Origin of the sequence: Neisseria gonorrhoeae (assembly GCF_003315235.1) — a bacterium.
In the GTDB taxonomy this organism is placed as follows: Bacteria; Pseudomonadota; Gammaproteobacteria; order Burkholderiales; family Neisseriaceae; genus Neisseria; species Neisseria gonorrhoeae.
Map to the genome: position 1 here is coordinate 1 of NZ_QNRU01000019.1, position 15,522 is coordinate 15,522.

Sequence of the window (15,522 nt, forward strand, 5' to 3'; positions counted from 1 at the left end):
TGTGCCATTGTCCGGGCAGGACGGCTTTGAACATGGACGACAGGGGATGGGCGGGACGGCCGCGGCGGTCTCGGAGGTAACGGGTTTTTTGACGGTTCAGGTATTGTTCGATCGGCTGCCAATCAATCACCTGGTCCAACTCCGATAGCGGGAAGCGGCCGATGTGTTTGGCAGTCATGGCTTGGGCGGTTTGCCGGAAGAAGGTGCTCATGGAAAATCCCCTAAATGCCTTGGTGGGAATTTAGGGGATTTTGGGGATTTTTGCAAAGGTCTCGGCATATTATGTTTCAGGCGAAACATTGTGATATACTTGCCAGCTAAAATTTCCCCTTTGCGGCAATGCGGTTCAAATATCGTACCGTTGCGCTGTTTGCTTCCCCATGCAGGGAAGAAGGTTTATCATTTTATCAACACAACAAATTTAAGGGCTTATGATGAGCGTAACTGTTGAAATTTTAGAAAATCTGGAACGCAAAGTAGTGTTGTCCCTGCCTTGGTCCGAAATCAACGCAGAAACCGATAAAAAACTGAAACAAACCCAACGCCGTGCAAAAATCGACGGTTTCCGTCCGGGTAAAGCACCTTTAAAAATGATTGCCCAAATGTACGGTGCGAGCGCGCAAAACGACGTGATCAACGAGCTGGTGCAACGCCGCTTCTACGATGTTGCCGTTGCCCAAGAGTTGAAAGTGGCAGGCTATCCACGTTTTGAAGGCGTTGAAGAACAAGACGATAAAGAGTCTTTCAAAGTTGCCGCCATTTTTGAAGTGTTCCCCGAAGTCGTTATCGGCGATTTGTCTGCACAAGAGGTCGAAAAAGTAACCGCTTCCGTCGGCGATGCCGAAGTCGACCAAACTGTAGAAATCCTGCGTAAACAACGTACCCGCTTCAACCATGTTGACCGCGAAGCCCGAAACGGCGACCGCGTCATCATCGACTTTGAAGGCAAAATCGACGGCGAACCTTTTGCCGGCGGCGCATCCAAAAACTACGCCTTCGTATTGGGCGCAGGTCAAATGCTGCCTGAATTTGAAGCCGGCGTAGTCGGCATGAAAGCGGGCGAAAGTGAAGACGTTACCGTCAACTTCCCTGAAGAATACCACGGCAAAGATGTTGCCGGTAAAACTGCCGTGTTCACCATTACGCTGAACAATGTTTCCGAGCCCACTCTGCCTGAAGTCGATGCAGATTTTGCAAAAGCCTTGGGTATTGCGGATGGCGATGTTGCCAAAATGCGTGAAGAAGTGAAGAAAAACGTAAGCCGCGAAGTGGAACGCCGCGTGAACGAACAAACCAAAGAATCCGTAATGAACGCGCTGATTAAAGCCGTAGAGTTGAAAGTTCCGGTTGCTTTGGTCAATGAAGAAGCCGCCCGCCTGGCAAACGAAATGAAACAAAACTTCGTTAACCAAGGTATGACCGATGCCGCGAACTTGGATTTGCCTTTGGATATGTTCAAAGAACAAGCCGAACGTCGCGTATCTTTGGGTCTGATTTTGGCCAAACTGGTTGACGAAAACAAACTGGAACCGACTGAAGAGCAAATCAAAGCCGTTGTCGCCAACTTCGCAGAAAGCTACGAAGATCCTCAAGAAGTGATTGACTGGTACTACGCAGATACTTCCCGCCTGCAAGCCCCGACTTCTTTGGCAGTAGAAAGCAACGTTGTTGATTTCGTTTTGGGCAAAGCCAAAGTAAACAAAAAAGCTTTGTCTTTTGACGAAGTGATGGGCGCGCAAGCCTGATTGTTCTGAAAATGCTGTCTGAAGGCAGTTTTTGAAAGCACCGAAGCCGTTTTTAAAGCCCGCTTTGGTGCTTTTCCATCATGAAAGGAGACGAAATGTCTTTTGATAACCATCTTGTCCCTACCGTTATCGAGCAGAGCGGTCGCGGTGAGCGTGCATTCGATATCTATTCCCGGCTTTTGAAAGAGCGCATCGTATTTCTGGTTGGCCCGGTAACCGATGAGTCTGCTAATCTGGTGGTCGCCCAACTGTTGTTTTTGGAAAGTGAGAATCCGGATAAGGATATTTTCTTCTACATCAATTCCCCCGGCGGCTCGGTAACGGCCGGTATGTCGATTTACGACACGATGAATTTCATCAAGCCCGATGTATCGACTTTGTGCTTGGGGCAGGCGGCAAGTATGGGCGCGTTCTTATTGTCGGCAGGCGAGAAAGGCAAACGTTTCGCCCTGCCCAACAGCCGGATTATGATTCACCAGCCTTTAATCAGCGGCGGCTTGGGCGGTCAGGCATCCGACATTGAAATCCACGCACGCGAGTTGTTGAAAATCAAAGAAAAACTCAACCGCCTGATGGCGAAACATTGCGGCCGCGATTTGGCAGATTTGGAGCGCGACACCGACCGTGATAATTTCATGTCTGCCGAAGAAGCAAAAGAATATGGTTTGATCGACCAAGTTTTGGAAAACCGCGCTTCTTTGCGGCTTTAATAAGAAATCTGAGAGAAACAAATGCCGTCTGAAACGTTCAGACGGCATTTGTTTTATAGAGACTGTATCGGGATGACTTTTCCTTTATTGCGTTTAGAACTGTTTTTGCCATAATTGGTTTTAACATATTCCTCTACAATAGCTAGGAATTCGCTTGCAATATTATTACCTTTCAGTGTGACTTTGCGCTCCCCATCTACATAAACAGGTGCGACGGGTGTTTCCCCCGTACCGGGAAGGCTGATTCCGATGTCGGCCAATTTGCTTTCTCCGGGGCCATTGACAACGCAGCCCATTACGGCAACGTTCAGGGATTCAACCCCGGGATAAAGGGTACGCCATATAGACATTTTTTGGCGCAGGTAATTTTGAACATCTTGTGCCAGCTCTTGAAATACGGTACTGGTGGTACGCCCGCATCCCGGGCAGGCGGTAACCATCGGCGTAAACGAGCGCAAACCCATAGTCTGTAAAATCTCTTGCCCGACGACGACCTCCTGAGTACGCGGGCTGCCCGGTTCCGGAGTGAGTGAAATGCGGATGGTGTCGCCAATTCCTTCTTGAAGCAAAACAGATAATGCCGCCGTTGATGCGACAATGCCTTTGCTGCCCATACCGGCTTCGGTCAAACCCAAATGCAGCGGATAGACGCAACGGCTGCCCAGTTCGCGGTAAACCTGAATCAAATCATGAACCGCGCTGACTTTGCACGACAGGATGATTTTGTCTTCGGGCAGTCCCAATAGAACGGCTTTTTCGGCAGATTCCAAAGCGGAGACAATCAGTGCTTCCTTCATCACTTCTTCGGGCGGTTTCGGCGCGGAAGAAACGAGGTTGGCATCCATCATACGTTTGGCGAGGCTCTGATCCAAAGAACCCCAGTTTACGCCGATACGGACGGCTTTATCGTTTTCAGCAGCAGTCCGAATCATAAAGGCAAATTTTTCATCGCCTTTTACGCCTTTGCCGACATTGCCGGGATTGATGCGGTATTTGGACAATGCTTTGCCGCATTCGGGAAATTCCGCCAACAGGCGTTCGCCGTTAAAATGGAAATCGCCAATCAGTGGTGTGGCATAGCCCATATCGTCCAAGCGGCGGCGGATTTCGGCAACTTTGGACGCGGCTTCGGGGCTGTTGACGGTAATCCGCACCATTTCCGAGCCGGCATCGCTCAATTCCTTAATCTGCAATGCGGTGGCTTTTGCATCGGCAGTGTCGGTGTTGGTCATAGATTGGATAACGACGGGTGCTTCTGAACCGACGGTAATATGATCGATGAGGACTTGATGCGTCTTGCGGCGTTGGAGTGTGTTCATATAGTTTGAATCTGTTTATTGACCGGTGAGGACGGTTTGCAATTCTTCCGAGTAGGGGAAATTTGCCTGCAATTGTGCTTCATATTCGTATGCCGCCTGCACGTTGCCGAGGGCTTTGGCAATTTTCCAGCCTAGCAGCAAATCATCGGCCTGAAGGACTTCTACCCTGCTTTGGTATTTTTTAAAGTAGTAATCGGCATCGCCCAACTGCCCGGCCAGCATTTTGGTGCGCGCCAGTTCTTTAAATGCGGGTGGGAACTGCGGCTGGGCGGCGAGGGAACGTTTCAAATAGGCTTCCGCCAATCCGAATTGCCCCTGTTTTGCGCTGCATATACCTTTATTCAGGTTGGCAATATAAGGGGTCGGGTAGGTGGGGTCGGCCAGGGCTTTGTCGAAATATGCCATAGATTCGGCAGGGCGGTTGAGCCTGCCGCACAGGAACCAGCCGTAGTTGTTGTTGATTTCGGCACTGTCGGGTTTGATGGAGAGGGCTTGCCGGAAACTTTCCTGCGCCTTGTCGTTAACTTTCAGGTATTGATAGATTTCGGCACGGACCAGCCAGGCAAGCTCGTTTTTAGGGTTCGATTTCAAGGCATCTTCAATACTTGCCGTTGCCTGACGGTAGTCCTGACCGCGCATATATTCCATCGCCAACTGGGTTTTGATATTGGAAACCTGATTGGCTTTTTCTGCCCGCGAGGGGCGGTAGGAAGTGCTGCACGCGCCCAAGGCAAGAACAAGTAATAAAGAGATTCGTTTGGATGGCTTAAAAGGCATAATTACCCCTGTTGTCCGATTAAAATCTGCTGCCATTTTTGTTGGCGGCGCGTTTTATCCTGAACCTGACCTGCCAACTGTCCGCAGGCGGCATCGATATCGTCGCCACGAGTTTTTCGAACGGTAACGACAAATTCGGCTTGTTGCAGGATATCTCTGAAAATACGGATGTTTTCGTTACTTGAACGTTCATATCCCGAATTAGGGAAAGGATTAAACGGGATTAAATTGAATTTGCAGGGAACATCTTTGACCAGTTCAATAAGTTCGTATGCATGTTGTGCCTTATCGTTGACACCGTCCAGCATCACATACTCGAAAGTGATGAAATCCCTGGGCGCTTTGACCAGATAGCGTTGGCATGCGGCCATCAATTCTTTCAAGGGATATTTTTTGTTCAACGGTACGATTTGGTTGCGGACTTCGTCATTGGAAGCGTGGAGGGAAACCGCCAAGGCCACCGGCATGACATCGCGCAACCTGTCCATTTGGGGAACCATACCCGAAGTGGAAACGGTTACGCGGCGGCGGCTCAAACCGTAGCCGTGGTCGTCCAGCATGATGCTCAAGGCGGTAACGACATTGTCGAAGTTCGCCATCGGCTCGCCCATGCCCATCATGACGACGTTGGAAATCACACGCTCGTTTTTCGGTGTAACGCCCATCGCTTTGTTTGCCCACCACAACTGTCCGATGATTTCGGCAGCGGTTAAATTGCGGTTGAAGCCCTGCCGGCCGGTCGAACAAAATGTACATTCCAAAGCGCAGCCGACTTGCGAGGAAATGCAGAGCGTGCCGCGATCCGATTCGGGGATGAAGACGGTTTCCACGCCGTTCCCCGTACCGACATCCAAAAGCCATTTTCGAGTGCCGTCTGAAGATTCTTGGGACATCATCAGCTTGGGAATTTCGATGCTTGCCTGTTCGTTCAGTTTATGGCGCAACGATTTTGCCAAATCGGTCATTTCGTCAAAATTTTGCGCGCCGGATTGGTGCATCCAACGCATAACCTGTTTGGCGCGGAATGGTTTTTCACCCATATCGGCAAAATGTCGGGTTAGCCCTTGAAGGTCGTAGTTGAGCAGATTGGTTTTCATGTATTTGTGTTTTTCTTAAATTAAGGCTTCAAATAAAAAATTGCAGGGCAGGCAAGTTTGATTTGAAGTCTTTTGCAACAGAGTTTTCAGACGGCATGGATATATTTTATGCCGTCTGAATAGGAATTGGGCGGTGTATTGTATCAACGGGGGCAGATTTCGGTTTGGCTGAAAAAGTAGGCAATTTCCAAAGCGGCATTTTCCACACTGTCGGAACCGTGTACGGCGTTAATGCTGACCGAAGTGGCAAAGTCCGCGCGTATCGTGCCTTCTGCGGCTTCGGTGGGATTGGTCGCCCCCATCAGTTCGCGGTTTTTCAGAACGGCGTTTTCGCCTTCCAGTACTTGAATCATAACCGGACCGCCGGTCATAAATTCAACCAATCCGGCATAGAAGGGGCGGTCTTTATGAACCGCATAAAATTCTTGGGCTTCTTTGAGGGTAAGCTGCTTCATTTTGGCGGCAACGATTTTCAGACCGTTCTCCTCAAAGCGGCTGTATATTTTGCCGATAACGTTTTTGCCGACGGCATCGGGTTTGATGATGGATATGGTACGTTCAATCGCCATGCTATATCCTTATTTTTACTTAAGAAGAATCAAATCGGTATTCTACCAAAAAAATAACTTATCCGCCTGAAGCCTTGGGAGATAAGGTCAGGTGCGGCTGTTCCAAATAAACTTCGGACTGCATTTCGACCATCCGGCTGGCGGTGCGGGTAAATTCTTCGGCAAAATCGCCTTCCGTGTAGATATGGTTGACATCTACCGCGCCGGTGGCACACAGTTTGACCCGGAAATCGTAGAGTACGTCAATCAGCCAAGTCAGCCGTCGCGCCTCCGCCTTTTCTTGCGGTGAGAGTTGTTCCAAACCTGAAATAAAAACCATTTCATAATGTTCGGCCAAATACAGATAGTCGGACTGTGAGCGGGGACTGAAGCACAGTGCGCGGAAATCAAACCATATGGTACGACCGGACTCGGCTTTGTGGGGAATTTCCCGGCCGTGGATGGTGCTGATGCCGGGGTTCAAATCGGTAATGCCTGTCATTTCTTTGAACAGTTTTGCCAGTTTTGCCTCATTTTCTTCATTGGCAGGCGTAAAGAAAATCTCGGCGGGGCGGAGGGTACGCAGCCGGTAGTCTTCCCCTCCGTCAACGTTTAAGACGGTCAGACTGGACTCGATGAGCGCGATTGTGGGAAGAAAACCGCTCCGGTTTTGACCTTGCGGGTAGAGTTCGGAAGGCGCGTAGTTTGAAGTCGCCACCAAAACAACGCCCTCGTTAAGCAGGTTTTCCAGCAGACGGCCTAAAATCATTGCATCCGCAATATCGCTGACATGAAATTCGTCAAAACACAATACTCGGGTTTCTTTGGTAATCTCGGCGGCAACGGATTTCAACGGGTTGCTTTCGCTTTTCAGGGCTTTCAGCCGCCGGTGGATTTCCGCCATAAAGGCATGAAAGTGGACGCGGCGTTTGCGGCGGTAAGGGAGGCAGCCGAAAAAAGCGTCCATCAGAAAGCTCTTGCCGCGTCCGACTCCGCCATAGAAATAAAGCCCTTTGGGAACTTGCGGGGAACGCAAACTCCTGCCTAAAAAACGGTTTCTTTTGCGTTTGAACATCATCAATTCGGTCCAAAGCCGGTCAAGGTGTTCGATGGCGGCCGCCTGTGCGTCGTCGCGGATGAAGTTGGGCAGTTGTGAGGCAGCCTGATACCAGGTCAGCGGGCTGTGGTTTTCAAACGGCGGGGCTTTAAAAAGTTGGTCTCTATTATTCATATTTAACCTTGTTATACTTCTTGCGGCTAAGAAAGAAAATGCTTACCGCTGGTATTATAAATGATTTCCTTCAAACTTGGCGTTTCCCGTGGAAAAGAATAATGACGCGCACAAAGGGGGTATAAGCAAAGGCGGCGTTTTAATATGGTGCAGATATGAGCCAAAATGCCTTTTATTTCAGGCTGCGTTTTAATATTGAAGGAGGACAAATGAAACAGATGGTGAATCGCGAAGCTGTTACGCCACCGTCAGCTTGGAGGGGGCGAAAACACAACAGGAACAGGTTGCTTATGCAAATTCGGCAACGAATAATACGAAGCCCGAAAGTGAAGTAGGAAATACGGGCGATTTTAATGTTTGATCAATCAGGGTTTAAGCTTAAAAATCATACTAATCAAATCAAGGGCAGGGTTTGGTAATCCGTAGGGCCGGCTCCTTCCGGTTCAGGCGGCATACGTTTATGCCGGCACTTCTTACCGCCCTCGTGCCGGCTATTCCAAACTGCTTTGAAAACTGACCGCTCTTTGACTTACTTCAAAAATGCGGCGTGATAAGCGATATGCTCACCAATAAAACTGGCGATGAAGTAATAGCTGTGATCGTATCCTTTATGGAAACGCACATCGATTGGCTGATTTGCCGCACGACAGGTTTCGATAAAATCTTTGGTACGCAATTGTGTCGGCAAAAACTCATCTTCCAAGCCCTGATCGATACGCATACCTTGCACTTTATAGCCTTGTTGAATGAGTGAGTTAGCATCATATTGCTGCCATTTTTCACGGTCTTTCCCTAAATAAGCAGTAAAGGCTTTTTCTCCCCACGGTACGAGGCTTGGCGATAAAATAGGCGAAAAGGCAGAAACACTTTGATAATGTTCCCGATTCCGTAGTGCCAATACCAATGCGCCGTGTCCGTCCATCGAATGCCCCATAATGGAACGTTTGCCGTTGGTAGGAAAATGCTCCTCAATCAGACGGGGCAACTCGTTCAAAATGTAATCATACATTTGATAATTCGCCGCCCAAGGCTGTTCGGTCGCATTCAAATAAAAGCCTGCCCCCTGTCCTAAATCATAAGCGGCACCGTTCGGCACTTGCTCTCCGCGAGGGCCGGTATCGGGGGCGACCACAACCACTTGATGTTCTGCCGCATAACGCCGGAAGCTCGATTTGGTAATGAAATTTTGTTCCGTACACGTCAAGCCGGAAAGCCAATAAATCACACCAAGCGGTTGATTTTCCCGATTATCCGGCAAATAGACGGCAAATTTCATTTCGCATTGAAGCGTTTGGGCATGATGCGCCCAAACTTGTTGCGAACCACCAAAAATTTGATGTTGTTCAATCAGTTTCATCGTGGACCTTAGTAATGAATAACAGCGCGGATCGATTTACCTTCGTGCATTAACTCAAAGGCTTCATTGATTTGATCAAGGGTCATTGCATGGGTCACAAATGGTTCTAATTGGATATCGCCTTTCATTGAATCCTCCACCATTTTCGGAAGCTCGGAGCGGCCTTTAACACCACCAAATGCCGAGCCTTTCCAAACACGGCCTGTTACCGATTGGAACGGACGCGTTGAAATTTCTTGTCCTGCATCCGCTACGCCGATGATGATGGATTGTCCCCAACCTCGGTGTGCACTTTCTAATGCCTGACGCATTACGTTTACATTGCCGATACATTCAAAGGTGTGGTCAATGCCCCATTTGTTGATGTCTAACAACACATCTTTGATTGGTTTATCGTAATCTTTCGGGCTCAAACAGTCAGTTGCACCAACACTGTTTTGCCAACTCGAATTTTGCAGGATTGGTATCAATGGCGATAATGCGACCGGCTTTGGCTTGACGCGCACCTTGCACCACAGCCAAACCAATCGCTCCCAAGCCAAACACGGCAACAGAATCGCCTTCTTGTACTTTTGCCGTGTTATGTACCGCACCAATACCAGTGGTAACGCCGCAGCCGAGCAAACATACTTGTTCGTGGTTGGCTTTCGGGTTGATTTTCGCCAGTGAAACTTCGGCAACAACAGAATATTCACTGAAAGTCGAACAGCCCATATAGTGATAAATCGGCTGACCTTGATAAGAAAAACGCGTCGTGCCGTCTGGCATTAAGCCTTTACCTTGTGTATCACGCACTGAGACGCATAAATTGGTTTTACCCGAGAGGCAAAACTCACATTTGCCACATTCTGCGGTGTAAAGCGGAATGACGTGATTACCCGGTTTTACGCTTGACACACCCTCGCCCACAGCAACGACCACACCCGCACCTTCGTGTCCAAGCACCACAGGGAATACGCCTTCAGGATCGCTTCCTGATAAGGTAAATGCATCAGTATGGCACACGCCAGTGTGGGTGTTACGAATTAACACCTCGTCTTTACGCGGCATTTCCACGTCGATTTCCACAATTTGTAAGGGTTGGTTAGGGGCGAATGCCACCGCCGCACGAGATTTGATGGTTGAATCGGTTTGTTTCATTTCCATTGTCTTTCCTCTTAATTCATTAACAAAATAGCCTTGCCTGAGCAACATAGCAACAGTTTACATTTTAGAGTTCACTCTAAGGCAAGTGTTTTTTTACCGTTTTTTGTTTAGAGGGAGGGAAAATGACTTATACCACTGCCAAAGCTGCCGAAAAAATAGGCATCTCCGCCCACACTTTACGCTTTTACGACAAAGAAGGCTTGTTGCCTAATATCGGACGTGATGAATACGGTAACCGTTGTTTTACCGATAACGATTTGCAATGGTTGTACTTATTGCAATGCTTGAAAAATACGGGAATGAGCTTAAAAGACATCAAACGCTTTGCGGAATGTACCGTCATTGGCGACGATACCATTGAAGAACGCCTTTCCTTGTTTGAAAATCAAATAGAAAATGTGAAGTGTCAAATTGCCGAATTAAAACGTTATTTAGATTTGCTTGAATACAAATTGGCGTTTTACCAAAAAGCGAAAGCATTAGGCTCGGTAAAAGCTGTAAATTTGCCGCAAATTCCTGAAACGGCTTAGTTTTAGTGCAATAAGCAGGATTTTGTCCTGTTCGTAATAGAAATCAACAATTTGTTGTTTAAAAAGCGGATTGTAAGCAATGGTAAAAAATCCACGCTCTAATCCGTTGCTTGCTTGGCTTAAGGTATTGAAGCAGCGGATGAAGTTAAACCAAAGAAAAAACGCCGCGTACCAGCGGCGTTTTGATGCTAAGGTTTAATTGGCATTTTCTTTTAAAGCCAAGTCGACCCGCTCGCGCAATTCTTTACCAGGCTTGAAGTGGGGTACATGTTTTTCAGGTACTTCCACGCGCTCGCCGGTTTTGGGATTGCGACCGATGCGGGCAGGACGATGGTTCAAATCGAAGCTGCCGAAACCGCGGATTTCGATGCGTTGACCTCGGGCAAGCGATCGGGTCATGGTGTCAACCAAGACTTTTACGCTGTACTCTACGTCTTTTGCCAGAAGATGCGTGCCGTTTTTGGCGGCAAATACTTCTGCCAAGCGAACCATTAACTCAGACTTTGTCATGTCTGCAACCTTATTCTTGTTCGCCGGAGAGTTTGGCTTTCAGCAGGTCGCCCAAGCTGGTGGTACCGGCATTCGCATTGGCGGCGGCATTGACGGAGTTCAGTGCTTCGCGGCTTTCTTTGGCATCTTTGGCTTTAACGGAAAGTTTGATGCTGCGGTTTTTGCGGTCAACGGTAACGATGACGGCTTCAACTTCATCGCCTTCTTTCAGTTTGGTGGTCAAGTCTTCAACGCGGTCGGCTGCAAATTCGGAAGCAGGCAGGTAGCCTTCTACTTCGTCAGACAGGGCAACAACAGCACCTTTGGCATCAACAGATTTCACGGAACCTTTAACCAAAGAACCTTTGTCGTTCACGCTGATGAAGTTGCCGAAAGGATCGCCTTCCAGTTGTTTGATACCCAAGGAGATGCGTTCTTTTTCCACATCGATTGCCAATACGACGGCTTCGACTTCTTCTCCTTTTTTGTATTTGCGTACGGCTTCTTCGCCGGATTCGGTCCAAGACAGGTCGGACAGGTGAACCAGACCGTCGATGCCGCCGGGCAGGCCGACGAATACGCCGAAATCGGTAATGGATTTAACCGCACCGGAGATTTTGTCTCCTTTGTTGTGGTTGGCGGCAAATTCTTCCCAAGGATTGGCTTGGCATTGTTTCATACCCAAAGAGATACGGCGGCGGCCTTCGTCGATTTCCAAAATCATGACTTCGACTTCGTCACCCAGTTGTACGACTTTGCTCGGGTGTACGTTTTTGTTGGTCCAGTCCATTTCGGAGACGTGTACCAAACCTTCGATGCCTTGTTCGATTTCGACGAATGCGCCGTAGTCGGTCAGGTTGGATACTTTGCCGAACAGGCGGGTGGCTTGCGGATAACGGCGGGTCAGACCGCTCCAAGGATCTTCGCCCAGTTGTTTCATACCCAAGGAAACACGTTGTTTTTCTTGGTCGAATTTCAATACTTTGGCTTCAACTTCCTGACCGACTTCCAAGACTTCGCTCGGGTGTTTCACGCGACGCCATGCCAAATCGGTGATGTGCAGCAGGCCGTCGATGCCGCCCAAGTCAACGAATGCGCCGTAGTCGGTGATATTTTTGACGATGCCTTTGATGACGAAGCCTTCTTGCAGGTTTTCCAGCAGGGCTTTGCGTTCTTCACCCAAAGTGGCTTCCAAAACGGCGCGGCGGGAAACAACGACGTTGTTGCGTTTTTTGTCCAGTTTGATCACTTTGAATTCGATCTCTTTGCCTTCAAAATGGGAAGTGTCTTTAACGGGACGTACGTCGACCAAAGAACCCGGCAGGAATGCGCGGATGCTGCTGATCATAACGGTCAGGCCGCCTTTGACTTTACCGTTGATGATGCCGGACAGGATGTTGCCGTTTTCCATGGCTTCTTCCAAAGCGATCCAATCGGCTGCGCGTTTGGCTTTTTCGCGGGACAGTTTGGTTTCGCCGAAGCCGTTTTCGACGGATTCGATGGTAACGGTAACGAAGTCGCCGACTTTAACTTCAATTTCGCCTTGAGCGTTTTTGAATTCAGCTACATCGATCAGGGATTCTGATTTCAGACCTGCGTTTACGGTAACGAAGTTTTGGTCGATTGCCACTACTTCAGCGGTAATCACCTCACCCGGGTTCATTTCTTGCAGGGTAAAGCTTTCTTCCAACAGCTGAGCAAAATTTTCCATAGACATATATAACTCTTTTCGGTACACCGCCAAGGGGTGCGGGTTGGGTTGGTGGGTGTCTGCAGTCCTTGGCACGGCAGGCGGGTAAATAAGGTTTCAGACGGCACATGGAAATTCATGCTGTCTGAAGCGCAATGCGGGCGATTATACCTGAAAATTTAAACTTTACGATACCAATCAAGCACTTTTTTTACAGTTTCTTCTATAGTTAGGCGGCTCGTATCCAAAAGCAGGGCATCGGGCTGTTGTTTCAGGGGGGCAACCTTGCGGTTTCGGTCTGCTTCGTCTCTGGTCTCGATGTCGGACAGGATGCGCTCGAATGTGAAACCTTCGCAGGGAATGCCGATTTGTTTGGCGCGGCGTTCGGCACGGATTTTAGATTCGGCTGTCAGAAAAATTTTGAGTTCGGCTTGGGGGAAGACGACCGATCCGGTGTCCCGTCCGTCGGCAACCAGTCCTTTTTCGGTCAGAAAATCGCGTTGGCGTTGCAGCAGTGCGGCGCGGACTTTGGGCCATTGCGCAACTGCGGATGCGCCCATACCGATGGCTTCTGTCCGGATGCCGTCTGAAACGTCTTCGCCATCAAGTAGGATGCGGTTGCCTGAAAATACGGCGGGCAGTTTTTTGGCAAGTGCGGAAACGTTTTCTTCATCGTGCCATTCCACGCCTTGTTTTTGTGCATATAGGGCGGTCAGGCGGTAGAGCGCGCCGGTATCGAGATAATCGTATCCCAATGCGGCGGCAACGCGGGCGGCGACCGTGCCTTTGCCCGATGCGCCCGGACCGTCGATGGCGATGACTTTTTGTCTGTTCATAAGGGGGATTCCTGATGGTTTGGGGTATGGGTTTTGCCGTCTGAAGGGTGTGTTTCCCGTTGGGGCGGATTCTACCTGTTTTAAAGGACGATTGTCTAAGCAGACGGAACGCCGCTTGCCCGGAAAGCGTCCGACAGAAGCCGGCAAGCCGGTTCGGATTCCGGCGTGGCGGGCATCAATGCAATGCCGTCTGAAAGAGGTATGACCTTCAGACGGCATTGATTGCTGCGGATTAGAACAGGTTGCTGACGAAAATCAGCAGAATCACCAGCGGCACAAGGTATTTCACATAGGCAAACCAAATATTGACCGTCGTATGGTTGCCTTTATAAAGCAATTCTTCCTTCGCTTCGTCCTTCATCACAAAACCGACAAACAATGCGGAACCGAGCGCGGTCAGCATAAACAAGATGTTGCCGCTGATGTAGTCGAAGGCATCGAAAATATTTTTGCCGAACACGGAAACGTCTTTCCACGGGCCATAGCTCAAAATAGACGGGATGTTGCCGAAAACGAAGATGACGGACAATACAATCGTGATTGCGGCGGTACGGCGGATTTTGGTTTTTTCCTGAATGGTCGTAATCAACACTTCATAAATCGTCAGCGAAGTTGTCAACGCGGCAATCAGGAGCAGAGAGAAGAAAATGACGGCGAACACAGGTCCTGCCCACATATGTGAGAACACAATCGGTAAACTTTGGAACACCAAAGTCGGGCCGGAATTGGGCGCGACGCCGAAGCTGAAGAGCGACGGGAAAATCATAAAGCCCGCAAGTACAGCGATGATGGTATTGGTAATTGCCGTGATAACTGCCGTCTGAACCAGATTTTCGTTTTTATCCAGATAGCTGGATAAGGTAATCATCACGCCGAAACCCAGGCTCAGGGCAAAAAATACCTGTCCCAAAACGAAGACGAACAGTTCGGCGGTAATCTTGCTGAAATCAGGTTTCAGATAGAAAGCAACCCCTTCCATTGCGCCCGGAAGGGTAACGTTGCGGACGACCATCGCGATTAGGAACAAAAACAGCAGAGGCATCAGGTATTTCGCCGTTTTTTCAATGCCGCCGATAACGCCTTTGACCAAAATCCATTGGTTCACGGCGACAAAAAGCAGCGTATAAGACGCAATTTCCCAAGGGCTGTTTTCAATGTGTTCGGTAAAGAAGCCTTTTGTAACCACACCGTCGACGGGGCTGGAAATATTCAAATTTCCTCCAATAATATTAACGATATAGCTGATTACCCAGCCACCGAGTACCATATAATAAGCCATGATGCCGAACGCGCCGAGCAGCCCCATCCGGCCGACCAGTTTCCAAATTTTGGCAACAGGTTTGCCGTTCATCGGGCCGCCGAACGCATCCAGCGCGTTCACGCCTTTGCGCCGTCCGATGACGTTTTCCACCAAAATCATCGGGATGCCGATAACCAGCATCGCGATACAGAATAAAAACACATACGCGCCGCCGCCGTTTTCACCGACCAAATACGGGAAACGCCACGTCGCGCCGAAACCGACAGTCGCGCCGGCAACGGTAAGGATATAAGTCAAACGGCTGGACCAGGTTTGACGGTTGGTATTTGAAGGGGAAGACATATTGAAACCGTGTCCGATTGAGATAAAGCGGAAATTTTACACGTGATTCTTAACAGAAATTGACTGAATGTTTTTCAACTGCCTAGTGATTTTCCATGTAAAATGCATATATTTCAGTGAATATTTCTGATGAGTATAAACCGATGAGGAAGAATCGGAGTTTATGAACAGATTAATCTGTTATTTTTCTACATCGGTGTACGGAAGTGAAATTTTGTTAATCATATTAATGATAGCATTTCAATGATGATGAAAGAGAGGGAATTTGAAATAGAAAACCATCTATACAAGGGGAGAAGTATAGATGGCAAAACACATTACGGGGAAAACGTCTTGCTCATAATCCTGCTTGAACAGGCGTTACTTAGACAAGCGGATTATATTGTAAACTAACTGTTTTTTGAGTTAATTTTTGTAAAACTGCTTATTTAATAAGCATATGGT

Annotated in this window: 14 protein-coding genes and 1 pseudogene; 3 read left to right on the forward strand and 12 right to left on the reverse strand. The window is 48.7% G+C overall.

Translation table 11 applies throughout. The features are described from left to right. On the reverse strand, window positions 1-211 hold a 211-nt coding region (locus DFR77_RS08335), incomplete at its 3' end, for a transposase (protein ID WP_071290446.1). Window positions 212-434: 223 nt separating this feature from the next. On the opposite strand from DFR77_RS08335, the gene tig reads away from it, so the two are divergent. Together tig and clpP are read left to right on the forward strand one after the other, a co-directional pair. Further along, window positions 435-1,745, forward strand: coding sequence for a trigger factor (gene tig / locus DFR77_RS08340; RefSeq protein ID WP_020996804.1), 1,311 nt, complete (start codon window positions 435-437; stop codon window positions 1,743-1,745). A 95-nt stretch (window positions 1,746-1,840) separates the two neighbouring features. Next, window positions 1,841-2,455 carry an ATP-dependent Clp endopeptidase proteolytic subunit ClpP gene (clpP, locus tag DFR77_RS08345; protein WP_003688955.1) on the forward strand — a complete coding sequence of 205 codons (615 nt, stop codon included), beginning with the start codon at window positions 1,841-1,843 and terminating at the stop codon, window positions 2,453-2,455. Between the two features lie 53 nt (window positions 2,456-2,508). Here the strand turns inward: clpP and ispG are convergent, their stop codons facing one another. The 7 genes and pseudogenes from ispG to DFR77_RS08380 all read right to left on the reverse strand — a co-directional run bounded on the left by ispG (window position 2,509) and on the right by DFR77_RS08380 (window position 9,930). Beyond that, a complete protein-coding gene (gene ispG, locus DFR77_RS08350) occupies window positions 2,509-3,774 on the reverse strand; it encodes a flavodoxin-dependent (E)-4-hydroxy-3-methylbut-2-enyl-diphosphate synthase (RefSeq protein WP_003688953.1) in 1,266 nt (421 codons plus the stop codon). Between the two features lie 15 nt (window positions 3,775-3,789). Further along, window positions 3,790-4,551: a type IV pilus biogenesis/stability protein PilW gene (pilW, locus tag DFR77_RS08355; protein WP_003688950.1), complete on the reverse strand. Its 762-nt coding sequence runs from the start codon at window positions 4,549-4,551 to the stop codon at window positions 3,790-3,792. Window positions 4,552-4,553: 2 nt separating this feature from the next. Continuing rightward, a complete protein-coding gene (gene rlmN / locus DFR77_RS08360; protein ID WP_003688948.1) occupies window positions 4,554-5,648 on the reverse strand; it encodes a dual-specificity RNA methyltransferase RlmN in 1,095 nt (364 codons plus the stop codon). Between the two features lie 143 nt (window positions 5,649-5,791). Then, window positions 5,792-6,217, reverse strand: coding sequence for a nucleoside-diphosphate kinase (ndk, locus tag DFR77_RS08365; protein ID WP_003688947.1), 426 nt, complete (start codon window positions 6,215-6,217; stop codon window positions 5,792-5,794). Between the two features lie 58 nt (window positions 6,218-6,275). Next, window positions 6,276-7,427 carry a cell division protein ZapE gene (zapE, locus tag DFR77_RS08370; RefSeq protein ID WP_003688944.1) on the reverse strand — a complete coding sequence of 384 codons (1,152 nt, stop codon included), beginning with the start codon at window positions 7,425-7,427 and terminating at the stop codon, window positions 6,276-6,278. A gap of 529 nt (window positions 7,428-7,956) precedes the next feature. Further along, complete coding sequence (gene fghA / locus DFR77_RS08375; RefSeq protein ID WP_003692962.1) at window positions 7,957-8,784, reverse strand: S-formylglutathione hydrolase; 828 nt, start codon at window positions 8,782-8,784, stop codon at window positions 7,957-7,959. 8 nt (window positions 8,785-8,792) lie between these two features. Further along, window positions 8,793-9,930, reverse strand: a pseudogene (locus DFR77_RS08380) (S-(hydroxymethyl)glutathione dehydrogenase/class III alcohol dehydrogenase). A gap of 122 nt (window positions 9,931-10,052) precedes the next feature. Between DFR77_RS08380 and DFR77_RS08385 the strand changes: the two are divergent. Beyond that, a complete protein-coding gene (locus tag DFR77_RS08385; protein WP_003688937.1) occupies window positions 10,053-10,460 on the forward strand; it encodes a MerR family transcriptional regulator in 408 nt (135 codons plus the stop codon). A 195-nt stretch (window positions 10,461-10,655) separates the two neighbouring features. On the opposite strand, the gene DFR77_RS08390 is transcribed toward DFR77_RS08385, so the two are convergent. The 4 genes from DFR77_RS08390 to DFR77_RS08405 all read right to left on the reverse strand — a co-directional run bounded on the left by DFR77_RS08390 (window position 10,656) and on the right by DFR77_RS08405 (window position 15,078). After that, entirely contained in the window at window positions 10,656-10,970 is a 315-nt protein-coding gene (locus DFR77_RS08390; protein WP_002213349.1) for an integration host factor subunit beta, read from the reverse strand. Window positions 10,971-10,980: 10 nt separating this feature from the next. After that, window positions 10,981-12,666 (reverse strand): 30S ribosomal protein S1, encoded by a 1,686-nt coding sequence (rpsA, locus tag DFR77_RS08395; protein ID WP_003692967.1) that lies wholly within the window; start codon window positions 12,664-12,666, stop codon window positions 10,981-10,983. Window positions 12,667-12,818: 152 nt separating this feature from the next. Beyond that, complete coding sequence (gene cmk / locus DFR77_RS08400; RefSeq protein ID WP_003688932.1) at window positions 12,819-13,475, reverse strand: (d)CMP kinase; 657 nt, start codon at window positions 13,473-13,475, stop codon at window positions 12,819-12,821. Window positions 13,476-13,707: 232 nt separating this feature from the next. Beyond that, window positions 13,708-15,078, reverse strand: a complete 1,371-nt coding sequence (locus DFR77_RS08405; RefSeq protein WP_003692969.1) for a sodium-dependent transporter — start codon at window positions 15,076-15,078, stop codon at window positions 13,708-13,710. Window positions 15,079-15,522 lie beyond the last annotated feature (444 nt).

Excerpts from the sequence above, each read along its gene's own strand:
- fghA (WP_003692962.1), bottom strand. The coding sequence starts at position 8,784 with ATGAAACTGATTGAACAACATCAAATTTTTGGTGGTTCGCAACAAGTT.
- DFR77_RS08385 (WP_003688937.1), top strand. The coding sequence starts at position 10,053 with ATGACTTATACCACTGCCAAAGCTGCCGAAAAAATAGGCATCTCCGCC.
- clpP (WP_003688955.1), top strand. The coding sequence starts at position 1,841 with ATGTCTTTTGATAACCATCTTGTCCCTACCGTTATCGAGCAGAGCGGT.
- rlmN (WP_003688948.1), bottom strand. The coding sequence starts at position 5,648 with ATGAAAACCAATCTGCTCAACTACGACCTTCAAGGGCTAACCCGACAT.
- ispG (WP_003688953.1), bottom strand. The coding sequence starts at position 3,774 with ATGAACACACTCCAACGCCGCAAGACGCATCAAGTCCTCATCGATCAT.
- rpsA (WP_003692967.1), bottom strand. The coding sequence starts at position 12,666 with ATGTCTATGGAAAATTTTGCTCAGCTGTTGGAAGAAAGCTTTACCCTG.
- DFR77_RS08405 (WP_003692969.1), bottom strand. The coding sequence starts at position 15,078 with ATGTCTTCCCCTTCAAATACCAACCGTCAAACCTGGTCCAGCCGTTTG.
- tig (WP_020996804.1), top strand. The coding sequence starts at position 435 with ATGAGCGTAACTGTTGAAATTTTAGAAAATCTGGAACGCAAAGTAGTG.
- zapE (WP_003688944.1), bottom strand. The coding sequence starts at position 7,427 with ATGAATAATAGAGACCAACTTTTTAAAGCCCCGCCGTTTGAAAACCAC.
- pilW (WP_003688950.1), bottom strand. The coding sequence starts at position 4,551 with ATGCCTTTTAAGCCATCCAAACGAATCTCTTTATTACTTGTTCTTGCC.
- ndk (WP_003688947.1), bottom strand. The coding sequence starts at position 6,217 with ATGGCGATTGAACGTACCATATCCATCATCAAACCCGATGCCGTCGGC.
- DFR77_RS08390 (WP_002213349.1), bottom strand. The coding sequence starts at position 10,970 with ATGACAAAGTCTGAGTTAATGGTTCGCTTGGCAGAAGTATTTGCCGCC.
- cmk (WP_003688932.1), bottom strand. The coding sequence starts at position 13,475 with ATGAACAGACAAAAAGTCATCGCCATCGACGGTCCGGGCGCATCGGGC.